This is a genomic window from Limnoglobus roseus, from assembly GCF_008254045.1.
GTDB classification, from domain to species: Bacteria; Planctomycetota; Planctomycetia; order Gemmatales; family Gemmataceae; genus Limnoglobus; species Limnoglobus roseus.
In genome coordinates this window covers 7,602,315-7,626,435 of sequence record NZ_CP042425.1, presented here as the reverse complement: position 1 = coordinate 7,626,435, position 24,121 = coordinate 7,602,315, and the positions used below count along the sequence as shown (strand labels likewise).

The 24,121-nt window shown below is 66.5% G+C and carries 20 protein-coding genes; 12 read left to right on the top strand and 8 right to left on the bottom strand.

The annotated features are described in order from the left end of the window. The 4 genes from PX52LOC_RS32720 to PX52LOC_RS32705 form a co-directional block, all read right to left on the bottom strand. A complete protein-coding gene (locus PX52LOC_RS32720; protein ID WP_149114018.1) occupies positions 1-885 on the bottom strand; it encodes a TolB family protein in 885 nt (294 codons plus the stop codon). A 68-nt stretch (positions 886-953) separates the two neighbouring features. Beyond that, on the bottom strand, positions 954-1,250 hold the full coding sequence (locus tag PX52LOC_RS32715; RefSeq protein ID WP_149114017.1) for a DUF167 domain-containing protein: 297 nt from the start codon (positions 1,248-1,250) through the stop codon (positions 954-956). Beyond that, entirely contained in the window at positions 1,247-1,954 is a 708-nt protein-coding gene (locus PX52LOC_RS32710; protein ID WP_149114016.1) for a YggS family pyridoxal phosphate-dependent enzyme, read from the bottom strand. The genes PX52LOC_RS32715 and PX52LOC_RS32710 overlap by 4 nt, the downstream gene beginning before the upstream one ends. Continuing rightward, entirely contained in the window at positions 1,955-2,299 is a 345-nt protein-coding gene (locus PX52LOC_RS32705; protein ID WP_149115690.1) for a histidine triad nucleotide-binding protein, read from the bottom strand. It lies immediately after the preceding gene. 52 nt (positions 2,300-2,351) lie between these two features. Between PX52LOC_RS32705 and PX52LOC_RS32700 the strand changes: the two genes are divergently transcribed. The 6 genes from PX52LOC_RS32700 to pdeM all read left to right on the top strand — a co-directional run bounded on the left by PX52LOC_RS32700 (position 2,352) and on the right by pdeM (position 10,065). Then, positions 2,352-3,338: a hypothetical protein gene (locus tag PX52LOC_RS32700; RefSeq protein ID WP_168219356.1), complete on the top strand. Its 987-nt coding sequence runs from the start codon at positions 2,352-2,354 to the stop codon at positions 3,336-3,338. Between the two features lie 241 nt (positions 3,339-3,579). After that, positions 3,580-3,762, top strand: a complete 183-nt coding sequence (locus PX52LOC_RS32695) for a hypothetical protein (protein ID WP_149114014.1) — start codon at positions 3,580-3,582, stop codon at positions 3,760-3,762. A gap of 570 nt (positions 3,763-4,332) precedes the next feature. Beyond that, on the top strand, positions 4,333-5,358 hold the full coding sequence (locus tag PX52LOC_RS32685) for a ligase-associated DNA damage response exonuclease (protein ID WP_149114013.1): 1,026 nt from the start codon (positions 4,333-4,335) through the stop codon (positions 5,356-5,358). Further along, positions 5,355-6,944, top strand: a complete 1,590-nt coding sequence (locus tag PX52LOC_RS32680; protein WP_149114012.1) for an ATP-dependent DNA ligase — start codon at positions 5,355-5,357, stop codon at positions 6,942-6,944. Before PX52LOC_RS32685 ends, PX52LOC_RS32680 begins: the two co-directional genes overlap by 4 nt. After that, positions 6,941-9,421 (top strand): ligase-associated DNA damage response DEXH box helicase, encoded by a 2,481-nt coding sequence (locus PX52LOC_RS32675; protein WP_246173535.1) that lies wholly within the window; start codon positions 6,941-6,943, stop codon positions 9,419-9,421. The genes PX52LOC_RS32680 and PX52LOC_RS32675 overlap by 4 nt, the downstream gene beginning before the upstream one ends. Further along, positions 9,418-10,065 (top strand): ligase-associated DNA damage response endonuclease PdeM, encoded by a 648-nt coding sequence (pdeM, locus tag PX52LOC_RS32670; RefSeq protein ID WP_149114011.1) that lies wholly within the window; start codon positions 9,418-9,420, stop codon positions 10,063-10,065. Before PX52LOC_RS32675 ends, pdeM begins: the two co-directional genes overlap by 4 nt. A gap of 98 nt (positions 10,066-10,163) precedes the next feature. Here the strand turns inward: pdeM and PX52LOC_RS41285 are convergent, their stop codons facing one another. Continuing rightward, a complete protein-coding gene (locus PX52LOC_RS41285) occupies positions 10,164-10,373 on the bottom strand; it encodes a DUF2171 domain-containing protein (protein WP_246173534.1) in 210 nt (69 codons plus the stop codon). Between the two features lie 93 nt (positions 10,374-10,466). On the opposite strand from PX52LOC_RS41285, the gene PX52LOC_RS41280 reads away from it, so the two are divergent. Next, a complete protein-coding gene (locus PX52LOC_RS41280) occupies positions 10,467-10,874 on the top strand; it encodes a response regulator (protein WP_315853264.1) in 408 nt (135 codons plus the stop codon). A 177-nt stretch (positions 10,875-11,051) separates the two neighbouring features. Here the strand turns inward: PX52LOC_RS41280 and PX52LOC_RS32660 are convergent, their stop codons facing one another. The 3 genes from PX52LOC_RS32660 to PX52LOC_RS32650 all read right to left on the bottom strand — a co-directional run bounded on the left by PX52LOC_RS32660 (position 11,052) and on the right by PX52LOC_RS32650 (position 12,913). Beyond that, on the bottom strand, positions 11,052-11,516 hold the full coding sequence (locus PX52LOC_RS32660; RefSeq protein ID WP_149114009.1) for a hypothetical protein: 465 nt from the start codon (positions 11,514-11,516) through the stop codon (positions 11,052-11,054). A gap of 80 nt (positions 11,517-11,596) precedes the next feature. Continuing rightward, the gene (locus tag PX52LOC_RS32655) at positions 11,597-11,806 is read right to left on the bottom strand and encodes a hypothetical protein (RefSeq protein WP_149114008.1); all 210 of its coding nucleotides are present in this window, start codon (positions 11,804-11,806) and stop codon (positions 11,597-11,599) included. A 90-nt stretch (positions 11,807-11,896) separates the two neighbouring features. Continuing rightward, the gene (locus tag PX52LOC_RS32650; RefSeq protein ID WP_149114007.1) at positions 11,897-12,913 is read right to left on the bottom strand and encodes a DUF1559 domain-containing protein; all 1,017 of its coding nucleotides are present in this window, start codon (positions 12,911-12,913) and stop codon (positions 11,897-11,899) included. A gap of 663 nt (positions 12,914-13,576) precedes the next feature. On the opposite strand from PX52LOC_RS32650, the gene PX52LOC_RS32645 reads away from it, so the two are divergent. The 5 genes from PX52LOC_RS32645 (at position 13,577) to PX52LOC_RS32625 (ending at position 24,058) form a co-directional block, all read left to right on the top strand. Continuing rightward, positions 13,577-15,781 carry a PAS domain S-box protein gene (locus PX52LOC_RS32645; protein WP_149114006.1) on the top strand — a complete coding sequence of 735 codons (2,205 nt, stop codon included), beginning with the start codon at positions 13,577-13,579 and terminating at the stop codon, positions 15,779-15,781. Between the two features lie 82 nt (positions 15,782-15,863). Then, on the top strand, positions 15,864-20,261 hold the full coding sequence (locus PX52LOC_RS32640; RefSeq protein WP_149114005.1) for a PAS domain S-box protein: 4,398 nt from the start codon (positions 15,864-15,866) through the stop codon (positions 20,259-20,261). A 634-nt stretch (positions 20,262-20,895) separates the two neighbouring features. Beyond that, positions 20,896-22,077, top strand: coding sequence for a glycosyltransferase family 87 protein (locus PX52LOC_RS32635; protein WP_168219355.1), 1,182 nt, complete (start codon positions 20,896-20,898; stop codon positions 22,075-22,077). A 661-nt stretch (positions 22,078-22,738) separates the two neighbouring features. After that, positions 22,739-23,245 carry a DinB family protein gene (locus PX52LOC_RS32630; protein ID WP_149114003.1) on the top strand — a complete coding sequence of 169 codons (507 nt, stop codon included), beginning with the start codon at positions 22,739-22,741 and terminating at the stop codon, positions 23,243-23,245. 270 nt (positions 23,246-23,515) lie between these two features. Next, complete coding sequence (locus tag PX52LOC_RS32625; protein ID WP_149114002.1) at positions 23,516-24,058, top strand: hypothetical protein; 543 nt, start codon at positions 23,516-23,518, stop codon at positions 24,056-24,058. Positions 24,059-24,121 lie beyond the last annotated feature (63 nt).

Below are 24,121 nucleotides of genomic sequence, written 5' to 3'. Positions count from 1 at the left end.
TCACGGCCGCCAAGCCGGGCGGCCCCCCTCGACGGGCTCCTCGTCTTTCGCCAGGACTTTCGGGTTCTTGCCGTCCGCCCCCACGACGTAGAACGCACCCTTCCCCTCGCCGTGCTGCGAGAAGTACGCGATCCGCTTGCCGTCGGGCGACCACGCGGGGTAGGCGGTCAGGCCGCCCTGCTTGGTGAATTGTTGGCCGTTCTTGCCGTCGGAGCCGACGGTGTACAGGTCCAACCCCGATCCCTCGCCGTGCGCCCAGGCCAACATCTTGCCGTCGGGCGACCACGCCGGGTAGCGGTAGCCCGTTGGGTTCGCCTTGTCGTGCAGCGTCTTCAGGTTCTTCCCGTCAGCGGCCATCGTGTACAGGCGGAAGCCGTCGCCGTCGCGATAGGAGACGAACGCGATGCTCTTGCCGTCGGGCGAGAAGCACGGGTCCCAGGCGTCGCCGGGCAGGGCCTTCGGTTCGCCGCTGCCGTCGGCCGCGATGAGGCAGACTTCGGACCCGCCTTCGGCCGGCCGACAGAAGGCGATCGTCTTGCCGTCCGCCGACCACGACGGGACGCGGCACGGTTGCTCCCCCTTCGTGACGGCCTTCAGGTTCGTGCCGTCGGCGTCCATGACGTAGACGTGCATCATCCCGGAGCGGTCCGAGACGAACGCGATCTTAGACCCGTCCGGCGACCACGCGGGGCAGGTGTTCGTGGCCGCCTTGCTGTTGGTCAGGTTCTTCTCGTTCGTGCCGTCGTCATCGACCAAGAAAATGTTGGCCGAGCCGGTTCGGGCGGAGACGATCAAGAGCTGCGCCTTGCCGCCCTTCGGGGCGGGGGCCGCGGGTGCGGGAACGGCGGCGAACGCCAGTACGCCCAAGAGGAAAAGAGATCGCATGGGAAGCCCTCGACGGTGATGTGACTGCTGCGCAGTATATGCCCCGCCGACGGGCGGGCGAGCGGCGGTCAGCCGATCTGTTCTCGCACGCGGGCGGCCAGATCGTCGGGCGTGCAGTCGCGCACGAGGAACACCTTGTTGCGGTTCGCGGCCCCGCTGAGGAGTTCGAGTTGCGACCGCTTGACCGCGAGGGCGTCCTTCAGCACTTCGACGATCGCCGCGTTCGCCCGGCCGTCCTCCGGCGGGGCGGTGACGGCCACCTTGAGCGCGCCCGCGTGCTCGCCCAAGATCGCGTTTTTCTTCGCCCCCGGCTGTGCCCGCACCGCGAGCGTGGCCCCCTCGGCGTGCGGTTGAATTACGATCACGGCCCCAACCCCTCGAACAGCGTACTCCCGACGCGAACGAGCGTGGCCCCTTCCTCCACAGCGATTTCGTAGTCGTTGCTCATGCCCATCGATAGTTGCGGTAACGGCAGTCCGGTCCGCGTTCGCAACCCGTCGCGCAGTTCCCGCAACTCGGCGAAGGTGGGGCGGGCGGTCTGCGGGTCGTCGCCGTAGGCGGCCATCGTCATCAGTCCTTCGAGGCGAAGGCCGGGCAAACTCATCACGGCGTCCGCGACTTGGCCGACCGATTCGGGCGGGAAGCCGCCCTTGCTCGCCTCGCGCGAGCAGTTGACTTCCAGCAGCACCGCGACCGGAGAGGCTCGTTTCACGCCGAACTCGCTCAGCGCGGCCAACACCCGCTCAGAGTCGGCCGAGTGGACGAGCGACACGAGGGGAATCGTCTTGTCGATCTTGTTCCGCTGAAGGTGGCCGATGAGGTGCCATCGGGCGGCGGGCAGGGCGGTGTGCTTTTTCCACAACTCCTGCGGCCGACTCTCGCCGAAGTCGCGGACGCCGAGATCGAAGGCGATGGCAGCAACTTCGACCGCCGCGGTCTTGCTCACGGCGATCAGCGTCACGTCGTCAGGCCTCCGCCCGCTGCGAGTGGCGGCCGCCGCGATGCGGCCGTTCACATGAGCGAGGCGATCGCGGAGGGTCGTGCGGATTTGATCGATCGTCACAGTCATTTACCCCGGCGGCCAGGTCATGTCGCGGCCGCCGAGCAGGTGCAGGTGCAAGTGCGGCACGGTCTGGCCGGCTTGCTCGTCGTTGTTGATGACAAGGCGGTAGCCGGCACTCAGGCCGAGTTGCTTGGCCAGTTTCGCGGCGACGAGGTGCAGGTGGCCCATCACGCCCGCGTCGGCGTCGGTCAGGTCGGCGTGGGTGCGGATTTCCTTCTTCGGGATCAGCAGCACGTGCGTCGGGGCTTGGGGGTTCACGTCGTGGAACGCGAGGCACAGGTCGTCTTCGTGAATCACCTTCGCCGGGATTTCCTTGCGGATGATCTTCAAGAAGATATTGTTCGGCAGCATCGCCATGGGTATCTCCGGGCGGTGGGGTTGTTATACGGGCGAAGGAGTTGTCATGCCGTGGGTCGTGGGGATCGACGAAGCCGGGTACGGACCGAACCTCGGTCCACTCGTGCAGGCGGCCGTGGCCCTGCGGTTGCCGGAGAATGATCCCGCGGGCTGGGACACACTGCGGCCGTGGGTCCGACGATGCCACGAACGGGACGACGGGCGACTGCTGATCGACGACTCGAAGAAGGTCTACGCCGGGGCTAAGGGCTTCCAGCGGTTGGCGTGTGCGGCCCGGTGCGGGTTGCTGGTGATCCCGGAGGCGTTACCAAAAAATCCCGACTGGTCGAACACTATTTGGAATCTGTTCGCTCTTTCGTCTGAGGAAACGCTCGCGGGTTTACGGGCCGAGTGTTGGCTCAATAAGAACGAACTCATTTCCCCCGAACCGGTCGGATACGAGGATCAATTCGGTCGGCACGCCGCGATGATGTCACATTTGGGTGGCATCTCGATGACCCGGACGATGCTCGTTGCCGCACCGCGATTCAATCGCCGTATTGACGAGACGGGGTCGAAAGCCACCCTCTTGGCCGACGGGCTCATCGAAGTTCTCCGCGAAGTGCCCCACTTGGGACGGGTTGCAGGGATCGATTATTCGGCCGAGCCGGTCCTCGTCGTCTGCGACAAGCAAGGCGGCCGCAACTTCTACGGCCCGCTCCTACAGGAAGCCTTCCCCGACGGCTGGATCGTGCCGGAGCGAGAAGGGGCCGCTGAGAGCCGCTACCGCGTCGCGGGGCTGGGGCGGGAAGTTGCCGTCGTGTTCCGCCCGAAGGCGGACGGCGATTCGGTGTGCGTGGCGCTCGCGTCGATGGTGTGCAAGTACCTCCGCGAAGTGTGCATGATGCAGTTCAACGCCTTCTGGCAGAAGCACGTCCCCGGCCTCAAGCCGACAGCTGGCTACCCCGTCGATGCGAAGCGATTCTACGCGGAGATCCAGCCGGCGATGGTCAAGCTCGGCCTGCAACCCGACGCCGTGTGGCGGAAGAAGTGATACCGGCGGGAGGCGTTTCACAGCATTGCACCGCGGGACATCGGGGAAAGGGAAGACGACACTCGTCTACAGCGTGGAGGTCGTTTCTCAGGAATGAAGTCTGGCACCGTGTTCGGCGTCGGGGCCATCCGTCGCAAGGTCCGGAGTCTGACCCACCTGGCACGCCACTTGCTTTCCATCCTGCACTCTCGGTCTGACCGTTGGCCAGACCCGGAGAGAACTCTTTCGCAGGAGCACGACCATGTCGACCATCCGTGAAAAAATTGAGGACGCCGGGGACGCCGCCAAGAACGCCGCGAAGAAGGTCGGCGAGAAAGTGAAGGAAGGTGCCCAAGTCGTCGGCGAGAAGGTCGGCGAAGCCGCCCACGCAGCGGGCCAAGCTGTTAAGGACGCCGGACAGAAGTTGAAGGATAAGAGCGAGTGATCGGCATCTGTTACACGACAGAGAACCAACCCGCCCACCAAGGCGGGTTGCGTCGTTCGGGGGGCAAACGAGATCGACTACCCTGCCCCTCCCCACCGACAACATCGGCATCCATTTGCGCGACAACGTGCTCGCCGGGTTCGACCTTTCACTACCCCACACGCTGTACTTCGACTCCCCCGGACAGGGCCGTGCGGATGGAAGCGCGGGTGCAAGGCGAAACCGTGGTGTCGATCGTGGACACGGATGAAACGCCCGGGGCGTGGCGCGGTGCGGTTCCTCCTCACCCATATCGAGGCTTCCAGCATTGGAAAAGGCACCCATTGGGCTGCGCGAGTCACTTGTGTTGCGTGCCGAGGTGCGAGAAGGTCCGCTCTTGGAGAAGCGGGTCGTCGCTGAAGTCGATCTGGGACATCACGTTCTGGGTGCAGAACGCGCGACCCGTCGCGGGCTAATCTCCCCATACTTCCGCCCAAGAGCAGGCCGAGGGTGATAGAATCGGCACTCGAGTTGACTCCCGGGGCCGCGGGCGATCTACAATGCCGTGCCCGTACCGCTGCCGAGGTCGTCGTGGCCGCTCCGCTCGTTGAGATTACCGACGCCGGCCTGTACTGCCCGGTCGGCGATTTCCACATCGATCCGTGGAAACCCGTGGGCCGGGCGGTCATCACGCACGCCCACGCCGACCACGCCCGACCGGGGTGCGGCTCTTACCTCGCTGCTGCCCCCGGCCGCCGACTGCTCGACGTCCGCCTCGGTTCACCGAACCTCACGCCCCTGGCGTACGGCGAAACGGTTGTCCGCAACGGCGTGAGTGTTTCGCTCCACCCGGCTGGCCACGTCCTCGGCTCGGCCCAGGTTCGCCTGGAACATCGGGGCGAAATCTGGGTCGTGAGCGGCGACTACAAGCTCGAAGCCGATCCCACCTGCACGCCGTTCGAGCCGGTCCGCTGCCACACGTTCATCACGGAATCGACGTTCGGCCTGCCGGTGTATCGCTGGGACGCGCCGGCCGATCTGTTCGCCGAAGTCAACTCTTGGTGGCGGGCGAACCGCGACGCCGGGCTGGCGAGCGTAATCTTCGCGTACTCGCTCGGCAAGGCCCAGCGCGTGCTGGCCGGCGTCGACGCGACCATCGGGCCGATCTTCACGCACGGGGCCGTCGAGCGCATCACCCAGGCGTACCGCGAGAGTGGCATCGAACTGCCGCCGACGACGGCAGTCGGCGAAAGCGTGCGGGGTGGCAAGAAGGCCTGGGCCGGGGCTCTCGTAATCGCGCCGCCGTCGGCCGACGGGTCGCCGTGGGCGAAGAAGTTCGAACCCGCGTCCGGGGCGATGGCGTCCGGGTGGATGCGCGTCCGCGGGGCGCGGCGGCGGCGGGCGCTCGACCGCGGTTTCGTCCTTTCCGACCACGCCGACTGGCCCGGTCTGCTGACGGCGATTCGCGAGACCTGCGCGACCCGCGTGCTGGCCACACACGGGTTCGCCGCGGTCTTGGCCCGGTGGTTGCGGGACCACGGGACGGACGCCGACGTGATCGCCACGCGGTTCGGCGACGAGGACGAGACGCAGGCCCCCGAGGAACCGCCGACGTGAAGGCGTTCGCTCAACTCTACGCGGAACTCGACCAGACGACGCGGACCGGCCGTAAGGTCGAGGCGATGGCCCGGTACTTCGCCGCGGTCCCGCCGGCCGACGCGGCGTGGGCGGTCTACTTCCTGAGCGGTCGCAAGCCCCGGCAGGCGGTGCCGGCGAAGCGGTTGAAGGCGTGGGCGTGGGAGCAGGCCGGCATTCCCGAGTGGCTGTTCGGCGAGTGCTACCACGCGGTCGGCGACGTGGCGGAAACGCTCGCGCTGCTCCTGCCCGACGGCGGGACGGCGTCCGACCGGACACTGGCCGAGTGGGTCCACGACCGCCTGCTGCCCCTGCGGGAACTATCGGAAGCCGAACAGAAGGCGTCGGTCCTGGCCGCGTGGGCGGAACTCGACCGGCCGCAGCGGTTCGTCTGGAACAAGCTCATCACCGGCGCGTTCCGTGTCGGTGTGTCGCAGTTGCTCGTCACCCGCGCGATCGCGAAGGTGTCCGGCCTCGACGGCGACGTGGTCGCGCACCGGCTCATGGGCCACTGGGAGCCGACCCCCGCGTTCTACGCCGGCGTCACCGCCGCCGACGCGGCCGACGCCGCCCTGAGCCGGCCGTACCCGTTCTTCCTCGCCCACCCATTGGAGGGTGACCCCGCCGCCCTCGGCCCGCCGGCCGAATGGCAGGCCGAGTGGAAGTGGGACGGCATCCGGTCGCAGGTCGTCCGCCGTGGCGGGCAGTCGTTCATTTGGTCCCGCGGTGAGGAACTCGTCACCGACCGTTACCCCGAACTGAAGGCGATGGCCGACCGGCTGCCCGACGGCACCGTGCTCGACGGCGAAATCTTGCCCTGGAAGGACGGAGCCGTCCAGCCGTTCGCCGACTTGCAGAAGCGCATCGGCCGCAAAACCGTCGGCAAGAAGCTCCTCGCCGACGTGCCGGTCGTGGTGATGGCCTACGACTTGGTCGAGGGCGGGGGCGTTGACCTCCGCGACCGGCCGTTGTCCGAGCGGCGGGAGATGCTCGAAGTCCTAGCCGCAGACCATCCGGCCCTGGTCCTGTCGCCGCGGATCGCGTTCGACACCTGGGAATCGCTCGCCCGGCAGCGGGCCGCCAGCCGCGAGCGGCGGGTCGAGGGGATGATGCTGAAGCGGCGGGCGTCGCCGTACCGCGTCGGCCGGGTCCGCGGCGACTGGTGGAAGTGGAAGGTCGAGCCGTACGCCGTGGACGCCGTCCTGATCTACGCCCAGCAGGGCCACGGCAAGCGGAGCGGGCTGTTCACCGACTACACGTTTGGCGTCTGGGACGGCGACCAACTCGTGCCGTTCGCCAAGGCGTACAGCGGCCTGACGGACGTCGAGATCGGCGAAGTCGATGCGTTCGTCCGGCGGAACACGCGGGAGAAGTTCGGCCCCGTTCGCACGGTGAAGCCGGAACTCGTCTTCGAACTCGGCTTCGAGGGCATTCAGGCGTCCAGCCGGCACAAGTCCGGCGTCGCGGTGCGGTTCCCCCGGATGCTCCGGTGGCGGACAGACAAGAAGCCAGAAGACGCCGACACGCTCGAACAGGTCAAGGCGCTCCTCGCTCAGGGGGTGGGGTGAAACGGCGGCCCCCGATCGCACCGGCCGCCCCACCCCACCCGCCGACCGTCGAGCAGTGGATGGCGGCCCGCGGCTGGACGCCGTTCGCATTTCAGCGGGAGGTGTGGGCCGCCTACCGCGCCGGCGAAAGTGGGCTGATTCACTCCGCCACCGGCACGGGGAAAACCTATGCCGCATACTTCGGGGCCGTCCTCGAAGCCCTCGCCGAACCGCCCCAGGCCGCCCCGCCGCCCCTCCGCGTGTTGTGGGTCACGCCGCTCCGCGCCCTGTCGAATGACACCGCGATGTCACTCCAGGCGCCGCTCGCGGCCCTCGGCCTGGCCTGGGACGTGGGCGTCCGCACGGGCGACACGCCGTCGGCCGCCCGCGCCCGCCAGCGCAAGCGATTGCCCACGGTGTTCGTCACCACGCCGGAAAGTCTCACGTTGTTGCTGACCCACGCGGACGCCCGCGAGAAGTTCGCCGGCCTGCGGTGCGTCGTCGTGGACGAGTGGCATGAACTACTCGGGTCCAAGCGCGGCGTACTGACCGAACTCGCCCTGGCTCGTTTGCGCGCGTTCCAGCCCGGCCTCCGCGTGTGGGGGCTGTCCGCGACCCTGGGCAACCTCGACACCGCCATGGAAGCCCTCGTCGGCCCCGGCCGCCCCGGCCGGACCGTTCGCGGGCACGTCCCGAAGCCGGTCGCCGTCGATAGCATCCTGCCGCCGACAGTCGAGCGATTCCCCTGGGCCGGCCACCTCGGGCTGACGCTGCTCCCACAAGTGGTGGCGGCGGTCGAAGAATCGCGGTCCGCTCTGATCTTCACCAACACGCGGTCCCACACCGAGACGTGGTACCAAGCGATCCTGGCCGCCCGCCCGGACTGGGCCGGCCGCATGGCCCTGCACCACGGCTCGCTCGACCGCACCGCCCGCGACTGGGTGGAAGACCAACTCCGCGCTGGCACCCTGCGGTGCGTCGTCTGCACGTCCAGCCTCGACCTCGGCGTTGACTTCGCCCCGGTGGACCGTGTGTTCCAAATCGGTAGCCCGAAGGGGGTGGCACGCTTGCTCCAGCGTGCCGGCCGCAGTGGCCACCAGCCCGGCACAACAAGCCGCGTGACGTGCGTGCCGACGAACGTCCTAGAACTCGCGGAAGTCGCGGCCGCACGCGCCGCCATCGCCGCCGGGGAAATCGAGGGCCGCGAGCCGGTCGGCAAACCGCTCGACGTGCTGGCCCAGCACCTCGTCAGCTCCGCCCTGGCCGGCGGGTTCCGGCCCGCAGAGCTGTTGGCCGAAGTCCGCACCACCCGCGCGTACCAGACGCTGACCGACGGCGAGTGGGCGTGGGTGCTCGACTTCGTCACCCGCGGCGGCGAATCGCTCCGCGCCTACCCCGAGTTCCGCCGGGTCGAACTCGACGCCGACCGGTACGTGGTGGCCGATGCGAAAATCGCCCGGCGGCACCGCCAGTCGGTCGGCACGATCACGAGTGATGCCAGCACCGAGGTTCGGTTCCTGCGCGGCGGGCGGTTGGGGACCGTCGAGGAGTCGTTCGCCGCGCGGCTGAAGGCTGGCGACCGCTTCCCGTTCGCCGGCCGCGTGCTGGAGTTCGTCCGCTTGTACCAGATGACCGTTTGGGTGCGGCGGACGGTACGGCCGGCTACCACCGTGCCGCGGTGGTCCGGGGGCCGACTCCCGCTATCCGGCGCGCTGGCCGCCGCCCTCCGCCGTCAGTTCGACGGGGCGGCCCGCGGCCGAACCGAGGGGCCGGAAATGATGGCCTTGCGCCCCATCCTGGACGTGCAAGCCCGGTGGTCCCGCGTCCCCCGGTCGCACGAGGTACTGGTCGAACAATTGACGACCCGCGCGGGCCACCACCTCTTCGTCTACCCGTTCGAAGGCCGGCTCGTCCACGAGGGATTGGCCGCGCTGACGGCCTACCGCCTGTCCCGCCTGCGGCCCCAGACGTTCACCCTCGCCGCCAACGACTACGGGTTCGAACTCGTCTCCCCCGACCCGATAGACGTCGACGCGAGCGGCCTGAAGTTCCTGCTCCGGACTGAAGAACTGACCGACGACGTGGCGGCGTCGTTGAACGCCACGGAACTCGCCAAGCGGCAGTTTCGCGAGGTGGCCCGGGTGGCCGGCCTCGTCAACCCCGGCCTTCCGCACGCGGGCCGCACGGCCCGGCAACTTCAGGCGTCGAGCGGCCTGTTCTACGACGTGTTCCGCGAGTACGACCCGGATAACCTCCTGTTGGTTCAGGCCCGACGCGAGGTGCTAGACCGGCAACTCGAGTTCAGCCGCCTGGCCCGCGCGATCGAGCGGATTGACGCGAGCGAAGTCGTGCTGGTCCGCCTTCGGCACCCCTCGCCGTTCGCCTTCCCACTCCTCGTTGACCGTCTGCGGGAAGCGGTGTCGTCCGAGAAACTGGCCGATCGGGTCAAGCGGATGGCGGCCGCCCTTGAACGGCGGGCGGGGGAGCAGGCCGAGTGAGCGCGGCGATCGAACTCTGCGGCGAGCGGATCGAACTTCGGGCCGACCGCTCCGCCTTCTGGCCGCGGCGGCAGACGTTGATCGTCGCGGACCTGCACTTCGGGAAGGCCGACACCTTTCGGGCCGAGGGTATCGCCGTACCCGGCGGAACCGCCTCGACCCTCGCCCGACTCGCCACGGCTCTGGACCGCACCGGCGCGACGCGACTGGTCGTCCTCGGAGACTTTTGGCACGCGCGGTCGGGCCGAACGCCCGGGATCATGAGTGAGCTGACGGACTGGCGGATCGAGCGACCCGAAGTGCAGATTGAAGTCGTGAAGGGCAACCACGACCGGGCCGGTCTACCCCCGGAAGCGTGGAGCGGCGACTGGCGGTCCGACGACGTTGCCGATGGGCCGTTCGTGTACCGGCATCATCCCGAGTCCTCCGAGGTAGGGTATGTCTTGGCCGGTCACCTGCACCCGGCTTTCCGCCTCTTCGGTGCCGGCCGACAAACCCTGTCGCTGCCGTGTTTCTGGCTCGGCATACGGGTTGCCGTCCTGCCCGCCTTCGGGTCTTTCACTGGCACGGCGAACGTCCGGCCGGGTGTCGAGGACCGGGTCTACGTGATCGCGGACGACGAAGTCATTCCTGTTCCTGCATGACTTGGGAACAACAACACGGCCCACCTCAACCGAGGCGGGCCGTAAGCAACTTGTCGATGCAGGCGACCTTAGCCCACACAGCACGCGTCGTCGCTCTTTCACCCGCTCACCGTCTCGACCGAGTTCTTCGTCAGGTGAACGTATTTCTCGTGGACCCGTCTGACCCAGGTGGTGTGGACGAAGTGGTGCTGACCGACCGGGCTGTCTTCCCGCGTCAACCTGATCGCGATCCCCTCGACGTGGCCCACCACTTCGACCTTCTTGCCGCACGTGCCCTCACCCTTAACCTGTCCGTTAAGTCGGGGCAAAGCAATTCGCCGATATCTCAGTGGCAGTTGCGCCGGCCACCTGCTATCAAGCCAGTAGCTTGCCCCACTCGGTCGCCCCGAGAGACCGTTCCCTTGACCGATCGTCTACCCCTGTCCATTCTCGTCGTCGATGACAACGCAGACGCGGCCGATTCGCTGGCCACCTTCCTGACGCTCAACGGGTACCCCGTGCGGACCGCGTACAGTGGGTCCGTTGCCCTCCGCTTGGCCGCCGAGGCTCCGCCGGACGTCGTTGTCCTCGACCTCATGATGCCGGAGATGAACGGGTGGGCGGTGGCCGAGCAACTCGCGACCGCCCGGCCCCGGCCGGTAATCGTTGCCGTCACCGGGCACGCGGCCGACGCTAACCGCACCCGGTCGGTGTGGGCCAACATCCCGTTCCACTTCGTCAAGCCAGTCAACCCCAAAGTGATCCTCGACCTCCTCACCTGGGCCGAACGGACGCGGGGCGACCGCCAACGGATGGGGCCGTCGGTTTGATGCTCTTGACCCATACTCACGGCGGCAAGCCCAGTCGGACTTCTACTTCTTTCATCGCCGTGGCCAGGTGGACGAGGCTGATCAGTCGCGTCCGTCGCTGAGGAGTTGCGCCAGAACGCGGATCACCATTTAACGGGCCAAATAGGTACATCCTGCGCGGCTTGACCCTCTGTCGTGTTACTTGATGTTGGCCGCGGCCGGCGCGTCGTCCCGCGGGGCACCCATGCCTTTCGGCATCTCGTCCGGTAGGGTGAGATCGACGTGATTGTCCTTCACCTCGACCGTGATCGGGTCCGGCAGGTCCACGTCTAACCCCATCTTCGAGCCGTCGCTCGTTGGGTGGTACGTCACGCGGTAGGCCCCCACCCGGATGCCGGGGCGGAAGACGATCGGGGACTCGCCGAGGCGACTCGTGCGGGCGGCAAAGGTGCCGTCGGCGTTCACCGAGGCGTCGAAGACCCAACCGCCGCTCGTGCCGCTGATCGGGGTGAAGATGATGCCGCCCCGCGATGCCGGCCGGCCTTGGCGGTGGACGGTGCCGGTGAGCGGGTGGAGTTCGCCGACCGCCGGCGTGTCGCCGCAGCCCGCGAAGGGAAGGAGCAGGCTCAGCGCCAAGACGGCCGGCCATCGTCGTCGGATCATACGGGACTCCGGAACTGGGAAACCGAGCGGCCTGCCCTCGCTCGTCCACGGGCAGGCTCAAGAATTTGTCGAGGGGCCGATTACCGTTGCCGTGCTCGCTCTTCGTCTTCTGCACTCCTTTGGACCGTCTTCGGCTGCTTCTTTTGCATCGCCGATTCGGCGGATTGAACCTCCTGCTCCGCCTTCTTCTGCGCCGCAATGATTTCTGGCGTCGTCGGCTCGGGACCTTTGGGACCGCATCCGGCGAACCCGGTCAACGCGATCGTGGCGGTGATAATCCAAACTCGCATGGTTGAACCACTCCCAGGGTGAACGGTTGAGGAAAGGTTGGGGCGCCCGGACCGCGGTGCGGTCGCGAGCGGGGGGAAGGAGTGAACGGGTTAGTTGTCCAACGAGACCGTCTCGCCGCCGTTGCGGGTGCAGGCCGCGATCCACGTGTTCGCATCGACGGTGTACTTGACCGAGCGGACCGACCCGTCGGACATGACCGCGTTCATCGCGCCGGGGTGGATGGAACCGAACTGCTGGTTCCAGATCGTGACGCTGGCACCGGCACTGTCCACGACGTACGGGGCGTCGAGGTCGTACTGCGGCGTCCGGGGGATCGTCCGCATGTTCGTGCCCTGGACGGCCGGCTTGCCGTTGTTGTACTCGTAGGTGTACGTGCCGCCGGCCATCCGCACGACGCACTCGTCCCACCCGGCGTTGACGTACGGTTCGTTGTCCCCGCCGTCGGCGTTGAACCGCTGCGGGTGCAGCCACTTCTCGGCGACCATGACCGTGTTCGACGTGCCGTCGGTGATGTTGACCAACTGGAGAGGGGCCAGGGTCGCCCGCTGAACGACGCCGTCGCCGCCGCCCGTCGCCGTCGATGTGGCGGTCGGCGTCCCGTTGGAGAATTGTGTGCCGGCGTTGCCATTGTAATCGCACCGGCCGGCCCCGCTGTACACCGTCGGGGCCCGGCGGCTCGGGCAGTAATAAACCTTCACGGCGGCGTTGTACAGGTCCGCCCGCGGCACCCGGTCGTACAACGGGCCTTGCTCAATGTACGGCAGGATTTGGTACCGGAAGTTGAACCCGTCGCGGTTCGACTTTTGTCCGGCGGCTTCCTTCGCCGCCTGCGTCGTGTCGTCCCAGTTGCAGCACGTCTGGAACGTCTGGCCCGTCGGCCGACCGTCCATGCCGCCGTGGGGCAGGGCCTTGTTCACGTCCTGGTATCCGTGAAACGCGAGGCCGATTTGCTTCAAGTTGTTGACGCACTGCGTGCGGGCCGCCGCCTCGCGAACTTTCTGCACCGCGGGGAGCAACAGGCCGATCAGAATGGCGATGATGGCGATGACGACGAGTAGCTCGATGAGCGTGAACGCGGACCGTCGAGACGCGGTTCGAATGACCATTCGGCCTCCAATCTCAGGGGATGATGTCAGTGCTTGGCACGCGAACGCGCCGTGTCAGGCGAAGTGAATTTAATTCGCAGGGAAGTAAGACGTGTGAACCCGAAATATGTAGACCGTGAAGTTCGGAAGGGCCGTGATTCTGCCACCGTCCATGAAGGGTGACATGCGGCCAGTGGCGAACGCGAGGGACTCGCGGAGGACATACGCGACCTGTTCCTCGCAGAGGGATGGCCGTGCGGGCCAAATCACCGACCGGCATCTACGAGAGCAACTTCGACCTCTTCTGGAGACCGACGGGCGGTTCGAGGCCAAACTCGTATCCGGTGTCAACGGTGGTCATCTTGACGGTCTGGGACACAACCTTCGAATATGCTGGAAAATAAGGCGAATCAGAGGTTGCCTCACAACCTACAAGTCCAGTAGTATTGCAAAAGGGAAGTTTGTAAGATCATAATTAGAACGAGTTCTGAGCGGTGCCACCACTGTCCAGGTGGCCCATATCTGCCATTGCTTACTCAAGTGCCGCGTTTCGTAGCCGGGTGGGATAGCACCTTCGGCTGTTCTTGCCTCCGAGGGCGAGATCAATCCTCGCCACGACAACGTGCGATCCAGGTCTGCAGGCCGTGATGATGGTTTTACGGTGGCGTTGGGGAAGGTTCGCCCATGAAGATCTTGATCGCCGAAGACGAGCTGATCTCCCGGAAGTTGCTCGAAGGGCTGCTTCACGACTGGGGGTACGAGACCATCACCGTGGGCGACGGCCGGGAGGCGTGGCGGGTTCTCCAAGAGGATGAGGCACCGCCGTTGGCCATCCTGGACTGGGCGATGCCCGGCATCCACGGCATCGAGATCTGCCAACGGCTGCGCCTGAAGCCGACGCCGACGCCGACCTACGTCATCCTCCTCACGGGCCGCACGCGCAAGATCGACGTCGTGGCCGGCCTCGAGGCGGGTGCTAACGACTACATCGCCAAGCCGTTCGATCCGGAAGAGTTGCGGGCCCGCATCCAGGTGGGGCGGACCGTCACCACGTTGCAGCGGAACGTTGCCCAGCGGATGCGGGAGTTCCAGGACTACGTCGAGGACGCACCCCTCGGCATCTTGGTCGTCGAACACGACGGCTCGATCGGGTTCGCCAACCGGAGTGCCTACTCCATTTTCGGCTATCAGCCGGACGAGTTGGTTGGGCAACCGATCGAGGTCTTGGTCCCGGTGGCCCACCGGGAGCGGCACGCCGGGCTCCGAGAGGGTTACTGCAAGTCCCCCCAGAACCGGCTAATGGCCGGACGCGAACTCTTCGGGAGGAGGAAGGACGCCAGTGTGGTGCCCGTAGCGGTGGGCCTCAACGCCATCCGCCGGGAATCGCCCGTGCGAGTGGTCAGCACGGTGATGGACCTTACCGACCTGCGGGACGCCCGGGAGGAACTCCGGCGGTTCTTCGACATCTCCCTGGACCTGTTCTGCATTGCCCACGTGAACGGCTCCTTCCTGCGGGTGAACGACAACTTCGCCCGGTTGCTCGGGTACTCCCGTGAGGAACTCCTGGCGCGGCCGTGCTTCGATGTCGTCCACCCCGAGGACGTGCCGGCGGTTCGGGATCAGGTCCGGCGGCTGGCGGACGGCGAAACGGTCGTCGATTTCCGGTGCCGGTTCCACGACACCCGCGGCACCGACTACTGGATCGAATGGAATGCGCGATCCGTCCCCGAGAAGGGCACGATCTACGCCGTGGGGCGGAACGTCACCGATCGACTCCGGCTGGAAGCCGAACTCGTGTACCGGGAGCGGCGGGAGCGGGCGATCCTGGACAACACTCCGGCGGTCATCTACGTGAAGGGGATCGACGGCCGGTACGAGTTCGTGAACCAACGGCACGCCGAACTCTTCTCGGGGAACCAAGTCGAGGCCGTCGGCAAGACGACCCGGGATTTTTTTCCCGAGGACGTCGCGGACCGATACGTCGCGGACGACCGGATGATCCTGACGACCGGGGAGACGATCGTCGCGGAGCAGGTCATCCGGCAGGACGACGGGGAACACACGTACGTGACCGTCAAGTTCCCGCTGTTCGACCCGCGGGGTCAGGTGTGCGCCACCGCGGGCATCTCGACGGACATTACGGAACAGGTTCTCCAGCGGCAGACCAAACAGGAGTTGGGCCTGGCCCAATCCTTTCAGAGCAAACTGTACCCCCGCGTGGCGCCCGCGGTCGACGGCATCGAAGTGGCCGGCTCGGCCATCCCACTGACCCAAATGTGCGGCGACTATTACGACTACATCCAGCTCGGACCCCGCCGATTGCTGGTCGCCCTCGGGGACGTGAGCGGGCACGGCGTCGGGCCGGCGTTACTGATGACGGAAGTCCGGGCCATCGTCCGCACCCTGGCACGCCTGGTCGGCGACCTCCCGACCATGGTTGCCGAACTGAACCGCGAACTCTGTGCGGACATGCCGGAATCGACGTTCATCAGCTTTTTCCTGGCGGACCTGGACGTCGAGAATCGCCGGATGCATTACGTGGGGGCCGGCCACGACGCATTCTTGATCCGGGCCGATGGCACGGTGGTGTGGCTGGATTCGACGCACCTCGTGCTGGGCGTTGACCCGTCGGTTTCCTTCCACGACATCGGCTCCATCGGAATCGACGCGGGGGACCTCCTGTACCTCTTCACCGACGGGCTGAGTGATGCTCGGAGCACCGACGACCAAGAGTACGGACGGAAGCGGGCCGTGGACGTCGTTGCCCGCAACCACCGGGAAACCCCGGATCGAATCCTCCAGGAACTGTTCCAATCGGTCTTCCAGTTCACCAGTGGCCGAAACTCTCTGGACGACATCACGGCCGTCGTGGTCAAGGTGGTCGGGTGAGGTTCCCACCCGCGTCGGCTTCCACCAGATCTTCACCACGGGTTGTCCAGTCGCTCGCACATCGGCACCGAGGGCCATCGCGATGGGACCGCAACCGGACGATGCACGCGGCGGGATCACGCCCGGCCGCCGGAACGAATGGCTCACCGGGCTGGCGACGGCGGCCGTGTTCGCGACCGACTGTCTGACCCCGCTCGGGTATGCCATTCCCGTGCTCTACCCGGCCGTCGTCTGGCTGGCGTTCGGCGTCGGCCGAAGTCGCTGGGTGTGGGGCACGGCGGTGGTCGCCTCGGTGCTCGCCGTCGGTCGCCTCTGGACGTGCCCGGGCGAAGACCTGAACCTCGGGCTCGCGAACCGCCTCATCAGCCTGTTCGTCATCTGGCTCACGGCCGTATTGTGCTCTCACGTCCTCAAGCTGCGCGTTCAGCAACAGGGGTTGCAGCGCGGCCTGGAAGACCGCGTTGAGGAACGGACCCGCCAACTGCGGGCGAGTGAAGAACGGTACGCGCTGGCGGTCAACGGGTCAACCGACGGGCTCTGGGACTGGAACGTACTCACCAAGGAGGTCTATTACGCCCCCCGGTTGAAGGAGCTGCTGGGGCACCGGGACGAGGAACTCGCGAACGTCTTCGGCGAGTTCGAAACCCGCCTCCATCCCGACGATCACGACCGGATGTTGGCCGCCATCCGCCGGCACCTGGAATCGCGTCAGCCTTACGACGACGAGTACCGGCTGCGGACGAAAGGTGGTGCCTACCGCTGGTTCCGTGCCCGCGGGCAGGCGGTGTGGGATGCCGCAGGCCGGCCGACCCGCATGGCCGGTTCGATCACGGACGTCGACGACCGGAAGCGGGCGGAAGCGTCCCTCGAACACGAGCAGTTCCTATTAGAGACCCTCCTGAGAAACCTCCCGGACGCCATCTACTTCAAAGACACGGGCGGTCGATTTTCGCGCGTCAGCACGGCGCTGGCCCGGCGCCTGGGGGCGGCCACCCCCGAGAGCGTCGTCGGGGTGACGGACGCCGCGTTCTTTCCGGAGCAGTACGCCCGGCAGGCCGCGGCCGAAGAACAGGAGGTAATGCGAACCGAGAAGCCGCTGCTCGGGAAGGAAGAACACCCCCGGTGGCCCGACGGCACGGAGGCGACCGTGCTGACCACCAAGATCCCCCTGCGGAACCGGCGGGGTGAGGTCGTCGGGACGTGCGGCATCTCCCACGATGTCACCTCCATCAAGCAGGCGGAGGAGCGGTTCCGCCTGGTCGTGGACGCCGCCCCGAACCCGATTCTCGTCGTCGATCCGGACGGCCACGTCCAGCTCGCGAACCGGGCGGCGGTCGCAACGTTCGGGTACACGCCCGAGGAATTAGCGGGGCAGTTGGTCGAACTCCTCATACCGGATCGGGTTCGCGAGGTTCACACCCGGTTCCGTGAGGAGTACTGGAGGAACCCCGCGGCGCGGGTGCTGGGGGTGAATTCGGACCTCTCGGGCCGGCGGCGCGACGGGACGGAGTTCCCGGCCGAGGTGTACTTGAACCCGATCACCTTCGGCCGGGACCGGGTGGTGCTGGTGAGCGTGTTAGACCTCACCGCCCGCAAGCAGGCCGAGCGAAAGGCGGACGAGTTGCGGGAACGGCTCTCGATCGCCACGACCGGCACCGGCATCGGCGTGTGGGACTGGGACCTCCGGAACAACAACCTCATCTGGGACGACCAGATGTACCGGATCTACGGCATCCCGGCCGACCAGTTCGGCGGCGCGTACGAGGCCTGGCAGACCGGCCTTCACCCCGACGACCGCGAGCGGGCGTCGGCCGAAGTCATGCGCGCGGTCCGCGGCGAGGCGGAGTTCGATACCGCGTTCCGGGTCACGTGGCCGGACCGGACGGTTCACCACATCAAGGCCCGCGGGGTGGCGAAGCGTGACGCCGACGGGGAAACCGTCCGGATGATCGGCCTGAACTGGGACGTCACCGTCCAGGAGGAGTTGGCCGCGGAACTCGCCGACTTCCGCGAGACCCTCGACCAGACGCTCGACTGCGTCTTCATCATCGATCCGGACACCCTCTGGTTCACCTACGTCAACCAGGGCGCGTGCCGGCAGACCGGGTATTCCCGCGACGAACTCTTCCGGATGGGGCCGTGCGACCTCACCCCCGACTTCGCCCCGGCGGGGTGGGACAAGCTGGTCGCCCCGCTGATCGCGGGGAAAGAACCACAACTCCGCTACGAGTCGGTCCTCGGCCACAAACTCGGCTACCGGGTCCCGGCGGAGGTGTCCCTCCAATACCTGTCCCCGGCGGGGCGGCGGAGCCGGTTCGTGGCCGTCGTCCGCGACGTGACGGAGCGGAAGCGGGCCGAGGAGGACTTGCGGCGTTACGCCAGCGAGGTCACGAAGTCGCGCGACCGGATCGAGGCCCAGGCGGCCCAACTCGTCCTCCGAACGCAGGAGTTGTCGCGAGCCCGGGGCGCGGCCGACGCCGCCAACCGTGCCAAGAGCGAGTTCCTGGCGAACATGAGCCACGAGATCCGCACCCCCATGAACGGCGTGCTGGGGATGACCCGGCTGACGCTCGACACCGAGCTGACCCCCCGGCAGCGCGAGTACCTGGAGATGGCCCACCGGTCCGCGGAAACCCTGCTGGACATCCTGAACGACATCCTCGACTTCTCCAAGATCGAGGCGGGCAAGTTCACGCTGGAGGCCGTCCCGTTCCACGTTCAAGAATGGGTGGAGAACGTGGTGAAGGACATGAGCATTCGGTCCAGCGCCAAGAACCTGGAACTGACGTACGACGTGGGGGGCGACGTCCCCTACGCGGTGAGCGGGGACCCGGGGCGGTTGCGGCAGGTGCTCCTCAACCTCGTCAGCAACGCCATCAAGTTCACCGACGCGGGTGAGGTGGACGTCACGATCCGGCGGGTGGGCGGGGGCGACGAGGAGGTCGAGTTGGAGTTCGCCGTCCGCGACACCGGCATCGGGATTCCGCCGGACCGGGTGGAACGGATCTTTGAGGCGTTCGAGCAGGCCGACACCTCGATCACCCGCACCCACGGCGGCACCGGCCTGGGGTTGACGATCTCGGCCCGCCTCGTCTCCCTGATGGGCGGTCCCATGCGGGTGCAGAGCGTGCTGGGCGAAGGCAGCACGTTCAGCTTCCGCGCCCGCTTCCCCGTGTCGGACCAACCCCTGCCGCGGATGAAGACCCACTGCCTTCCCGAGTTGCGCGGCTTGCGCGTTCTCGTCGTGGACGATAACGCCACCAACCGCCGCATCCTGCACGACATGCTGATCCACTGGGACATGCGGCCGTGGTGCGCCGCGAGCGGGTCCGAGGCCTTGCAGGCGATGCGGGAGGCCGCCCGGGAAGAAACGCCGTTCACGCTCGTGTTGCTCGACGCCATGATGCCGGGGATGGACGGGTTCACCGTGGCCGAGGAACTGCGGGCCGACGGGGTGTACGACGGGACCACCATTATGATGCTCTCCTCCGCCGACGCGGACGGGGACAGCGTCCGGTGTCAGTCCGTCGGCGTGCAGAAGTACCTGACCAAACCGATCCTCTCGTCCGTTCTGTTCAACGCGATCGTCGAGGCGATCGACAAGATCAACCGGGCGGCGAACTCCGACGCCGCAGAGGACCGGTGCCTCCCGGCCCGACCGCGTCCCGGACTCGGTAGCGTCGGCACCGCCGAACCGGACACGCCCGCGGCCCGCCCGGTGCGCATCCTGCTCGCGGAAGACAACTTGATCAACCAGAAGGTTGCGATCGGCATTCTGGAAGCCGCGGGCCATCAGGTGACCGTCGTGTCCAACGGCACGGAGGCCGTCGCCGCAACGGGGAAAGAGCCGTTTGACGTAATCCTGATGGACCTTCAGATGCCGGTGATGGACGGCTTCCAGGCGACCGCCGCCATCCGCGCGCGGGAGCAAGGAACCGGTCAACACACGCCCATCATTGCCCTCACGGCACACGCCATGAAGGGCGATCAGGAACGCTGTCGGGCCGGGGGGATGGACGGCTACGTGTCCAAGCCCATCCAGCCCGAGGGACTTCTCCTTGCGATCGAACAGTGTGTTCCGCAGGCCGGAGTGAGTGCCGAGGTGGCAACCCCGGAACGGGAGGCCGGGGACGCTTCCCTGGACCGGGCGGCACTGTTGAACCGGGTCCGGGGTAATGCCAAGTTGTTGGTCGAGATCCTGGAGTTATGCCCCGTGGAACTCACCAAGTTGCAGAAGGAGCTTGAGCTTGCGGTGTCGCGGATGGACGCCCAAGGCATTCAATCGGCAGCCCATACCCTCAAGGGAACGCTCGGCAACCTCACCGCGACCGAAGCGTACGAGACGGCCAAGTGCCTGGAAGAGATGGGCCGCAATGGCGACTTCGGCCACGTCCCCGATGCGTTCAATCGGTTGCACCGGCAGATCGAACGTGTCAAAATAGCCACTATCAACATGCTACGTGATCTGACCGCCGGGTGAGAGTGCCATGACGAGCGCCGCCGAACCGCCGATCGACAGCGAGATCACCGTCCTGGTCGTGGACGATGCGGCCATCATCGAACAGAACCTCGGCTAGCGCGTGGAGTACGCCGAGGACGGCACCGCCGTGCTGGGTGGCGATGGAACCGCCGACCCCGCTCAGCCGCAACCCATCAAAGCCGTCAACAGTAGTTGATCGAGAGGCTGTCGCGGAGTGAGTCCAGTTTCGTTCTCGACAACGACCGCCAAGTCGTCTCCGCGCTGGTCGTGCACGTCCAGGAATACCTGTCCCGCCTGCAATTCTGGAACCCAGCAGAACTCACCCGGCTTCGAGGCCACCGTCGTGCGTAATCGTTTTCATCATGTCGCCGGAATATTCGAAGATCAATGGCAGTTCTCGTGAGACAGAGGTGTGGCATGGGAGGAGCACTGGGGGGCTTAGTCGATGTCTCTCCGGTTGGGGTGCCGGTCAGCGGTTCTTCGATGCGGAAAGGGCTGCGATGAGCGGATAGCGCTGCCCGTCGCTCGCAACAGGGGCAACACGACCAATAATTCGCTCACGTCTGCGGTAGACCGCGCCATTCCAGCGCACCCACCACGACGAACGAGCCTCTGGCGGCGTATCGGGGGTGGCATGAGAACCGTTGTCCTGATTCCGCTCCTGTTGACCGCCCTCGCCGTGGCCGTCCTTTTGGGATCCCCCGCCTTCCCGCGAGGGGCGGTGCACCGTGTCGAGGACTTCGGCCTGTACTGGAGCGCCGCCCGGGTGAACCTGAGCGGCGGCAACCCTTACGACCCGCATGCCCTGTGGCCGTACCAGCAGGCGATCGAGCCGGACCGGGCCGGCCCTCAGTTGCCGTGGGGGCCGCCGTGGTCCCTCGGCCTACTGACGCCGTTCGCGGCGGCGGACTTCCCTGCCGCCCGGTGGGCTTGGCTGCTTGTCGGCATTGCGCTCCTCGTCGCGTCATCGACGGCCGTGTGGGCAGTGTACGGCGGGCCGCCCGACCGCGCGACCTGGGCGTGGCTGCTAGCGGTCACGTTCTACCCGTCGCTCCTCGCGACTGCCCTCGGGCAGCAGACGGTGTTCGCCCTGGCCGGCGTCGCCGGGTTCCTGTGGTCGAGCGGTCGAGGGCGGCCCGCCCTCGCGGGAGCCTGTCTGGCACTGGTGCTGGCGAAGCCCCAGAACCTAATCCTGCTCGGGGCCGCGGTCATCGCCGTCGCAAGGTTCGGTCGACAGTGGCGGTTGCTCGGCGGGTTGCTGGCCGGGTGTGCTGCCCTTTCGATGGCCGCCCTGATCCCCAACCCGGGCGTGTTCGACCAGTACGCCTACGCCTTGACACACTACCCCCCGCGGGGGTGGCCGACGCCGACCCTCGGGACGTACCTCCGGTTGGGCTTCGGCGTTCCGGGGATATGGCCGGCGTTCCTCGTGACGGCGGCGGGGTTGGTCTGGGTTGGGTGGTACTGGGCGGCCCACCGGAACGACTGGGACTGGCGGGACCGCCTGCCGGTCGTGCTGTTCGCCAGCCACTTCACCACCCCTTACGGGTGGGCCTACGATCAGGTCGTCCTCGTGATCCCCCTCCTCCAAGCAGCGGCGGCCGTGGAGCGGCGGGGGGCTTCGTCCCGGACTGGCTTCCTCGTGTGTCACGCCGCGCTGACCTTGACCTGCGTCGTCCTGAACCGGCTCAAGACGCCCGAATACACCTTCGTCTGGCTCGCCCCTGTCCTGTTCCTCGGTTGGGCGATCGTCCGGCCGGGGAGCGGTCGCATTGACGAACAAGCCGCGACTACAACGGGGCATCGAAGGGCGTGAGCGGGAACGACCCGACCCACGGTTGCGACGAGGCGGTGGATCGACTCTGAGGCGGGCTAGAACAGAAGGGACCAGAAGCGAAGATAGCCGATCACTTCGAGAGCCGGTGAGCGTGCCTCCGGCTGGCGAGCGATCGGCTATCTTCGTGTAAACGTCACAGCAAATGATCTGCCACCCGACTCAAATGCAACCTGGGTCGAACAGGTTAGTTCTAACGGCGGGCAGGGCCACCTCGTTGCGCATCATGATTCCCAAACCCGCGCGACGAACTTCTCACTTTCGTACTGAGCCACTTGGGAATTATCGTCTCATGTGGGACTTTCACAATCCGGCGCGAACCTTGATACCCATTCGAAACTGGCACGATTCATGCTTATAGTTTCATCACTGGCGGGATGAAAATGTAGGAGGTTGAGTGGGCGACAACCTCCTACAATTCATCCCGCCATTTTCATTTCTGCAAGTCACCTCTGCCGATCTCTAGCAACCAACGTAACGTATCGAGACATCGCCGGACAGAATCGCGATAGAGTTCTGCTCCCAGACCTCCGTCCCAGTTTCGAATTTTCCGGCGGCATGGCGGGTGGGTGAGGGTCGCCCCCTCGTGATCGGCGAGTAGGCTGACGTGCGTGACGGCGATGCCATACGGGGGAAGTGACCAATGCCGGACGCGACGCCAAATTTCTACAGTCGGTACACTTCGCTTGTCCCGGACGCCGATCTTGTCGCGGAATTGGACGGGCAGCGGACCACGTTCCTGACGGCAATGGGCGGTGTTCGGGAGGAGGAGAGCGGTCGGCCGCACCCGCCATACACCTGGACGATTCGCCAAGTCGTCGGCCACCTCCTCGACGCCGAGCGAATCTTCGGCTACCGGGCGATGCGGATCGCGCGGGGGGACGAGACCCCGCTGCCGGGGTTCGACGAGAACGCCTATGCGGTGGCGGGCGAGTTCGACGGGCGGGCGATGACCGACTTGCTGGCCGAGTTCGACGCGGTCCGGCGGTCGCACGTGCTGCTGTTCCGGCACCTGCCGGCGGCGGCGTGGGAACGAACGGGCGTGGTGAACGGGACGCGATTGAGCGTCCTCGACCTGGCACGAGTGCTCGTCGGGCACGTCCGACACCACGCCGCCATCGTGGAGAAACGACTAGCAGGGCGGTCGTAACAAGGCGGCCACCGGGCGGCGGGGAACGCCGAGATCGACCGCTTGATCTCGCCCCGACGGTTGACCGCGAGCGGGCGAGTTAGCCCGAAAGACAGCCCCATTATTCGCGTGAGAGAGACAGACTCGCGAAGGGGGAAGCAGGAAACTTTGCCGTGACCGCCCGCGGTTGGCCGAGCAAGTGGTTACTTTTTTGTTCCCGCCGCATTCACTGGATGATAACTTGGCACGCTGTTGCCGAACCGCCGACCCGTGACCCAGGACACATCAGGAATGATCTGTGCGATTGGATTCCTTATCGTCGTGGGCGCGATCGTTCTCTTTCTGATCGTCTCGCGAACGGATGCCCGATGGAGGCGAACGAGTCAGGCTGAAATCGACGATGACGGAGAGCGGGCACGAGCCTGGATCGTGAAAGTCACTCATCACCGCAAGCGGGTCGAAACGGCGTTGATTCTCTATTCACCGGAGGATGTCCCGTCCTCGACCATGCGTGAACTGGTCAACTGTGTCCACCGCTTGACGACGCACAAGCCGCGTGGGTTCGCGGAAGCACGGGTTGCGGATTACGTCCGCGACCACATGCCCAGCTTCGGCGGCATTCGACTGAAGATACCGCGTGAGCTCACCGACGATGCCGAGGTGTACGCCCTCTGGTGGTTCCTGACGCCAGTTGACAAAAAGCGCCTCGATGATGAAGACTTCGACGACGATTGGGTGTCCATCCGCGTCATGTGGGACGAACACCCGGGCATTGTTGTCGCCGAGCCACGCCGCTCGCGTCGTTCGCGCGATGACGAGGAAGACCGCTACTGAGCGGCAATCGGTCAGCGCGGACCGCCGGCCGGGCGTTCGTGAACATGCTATCCGGGGAGCCGA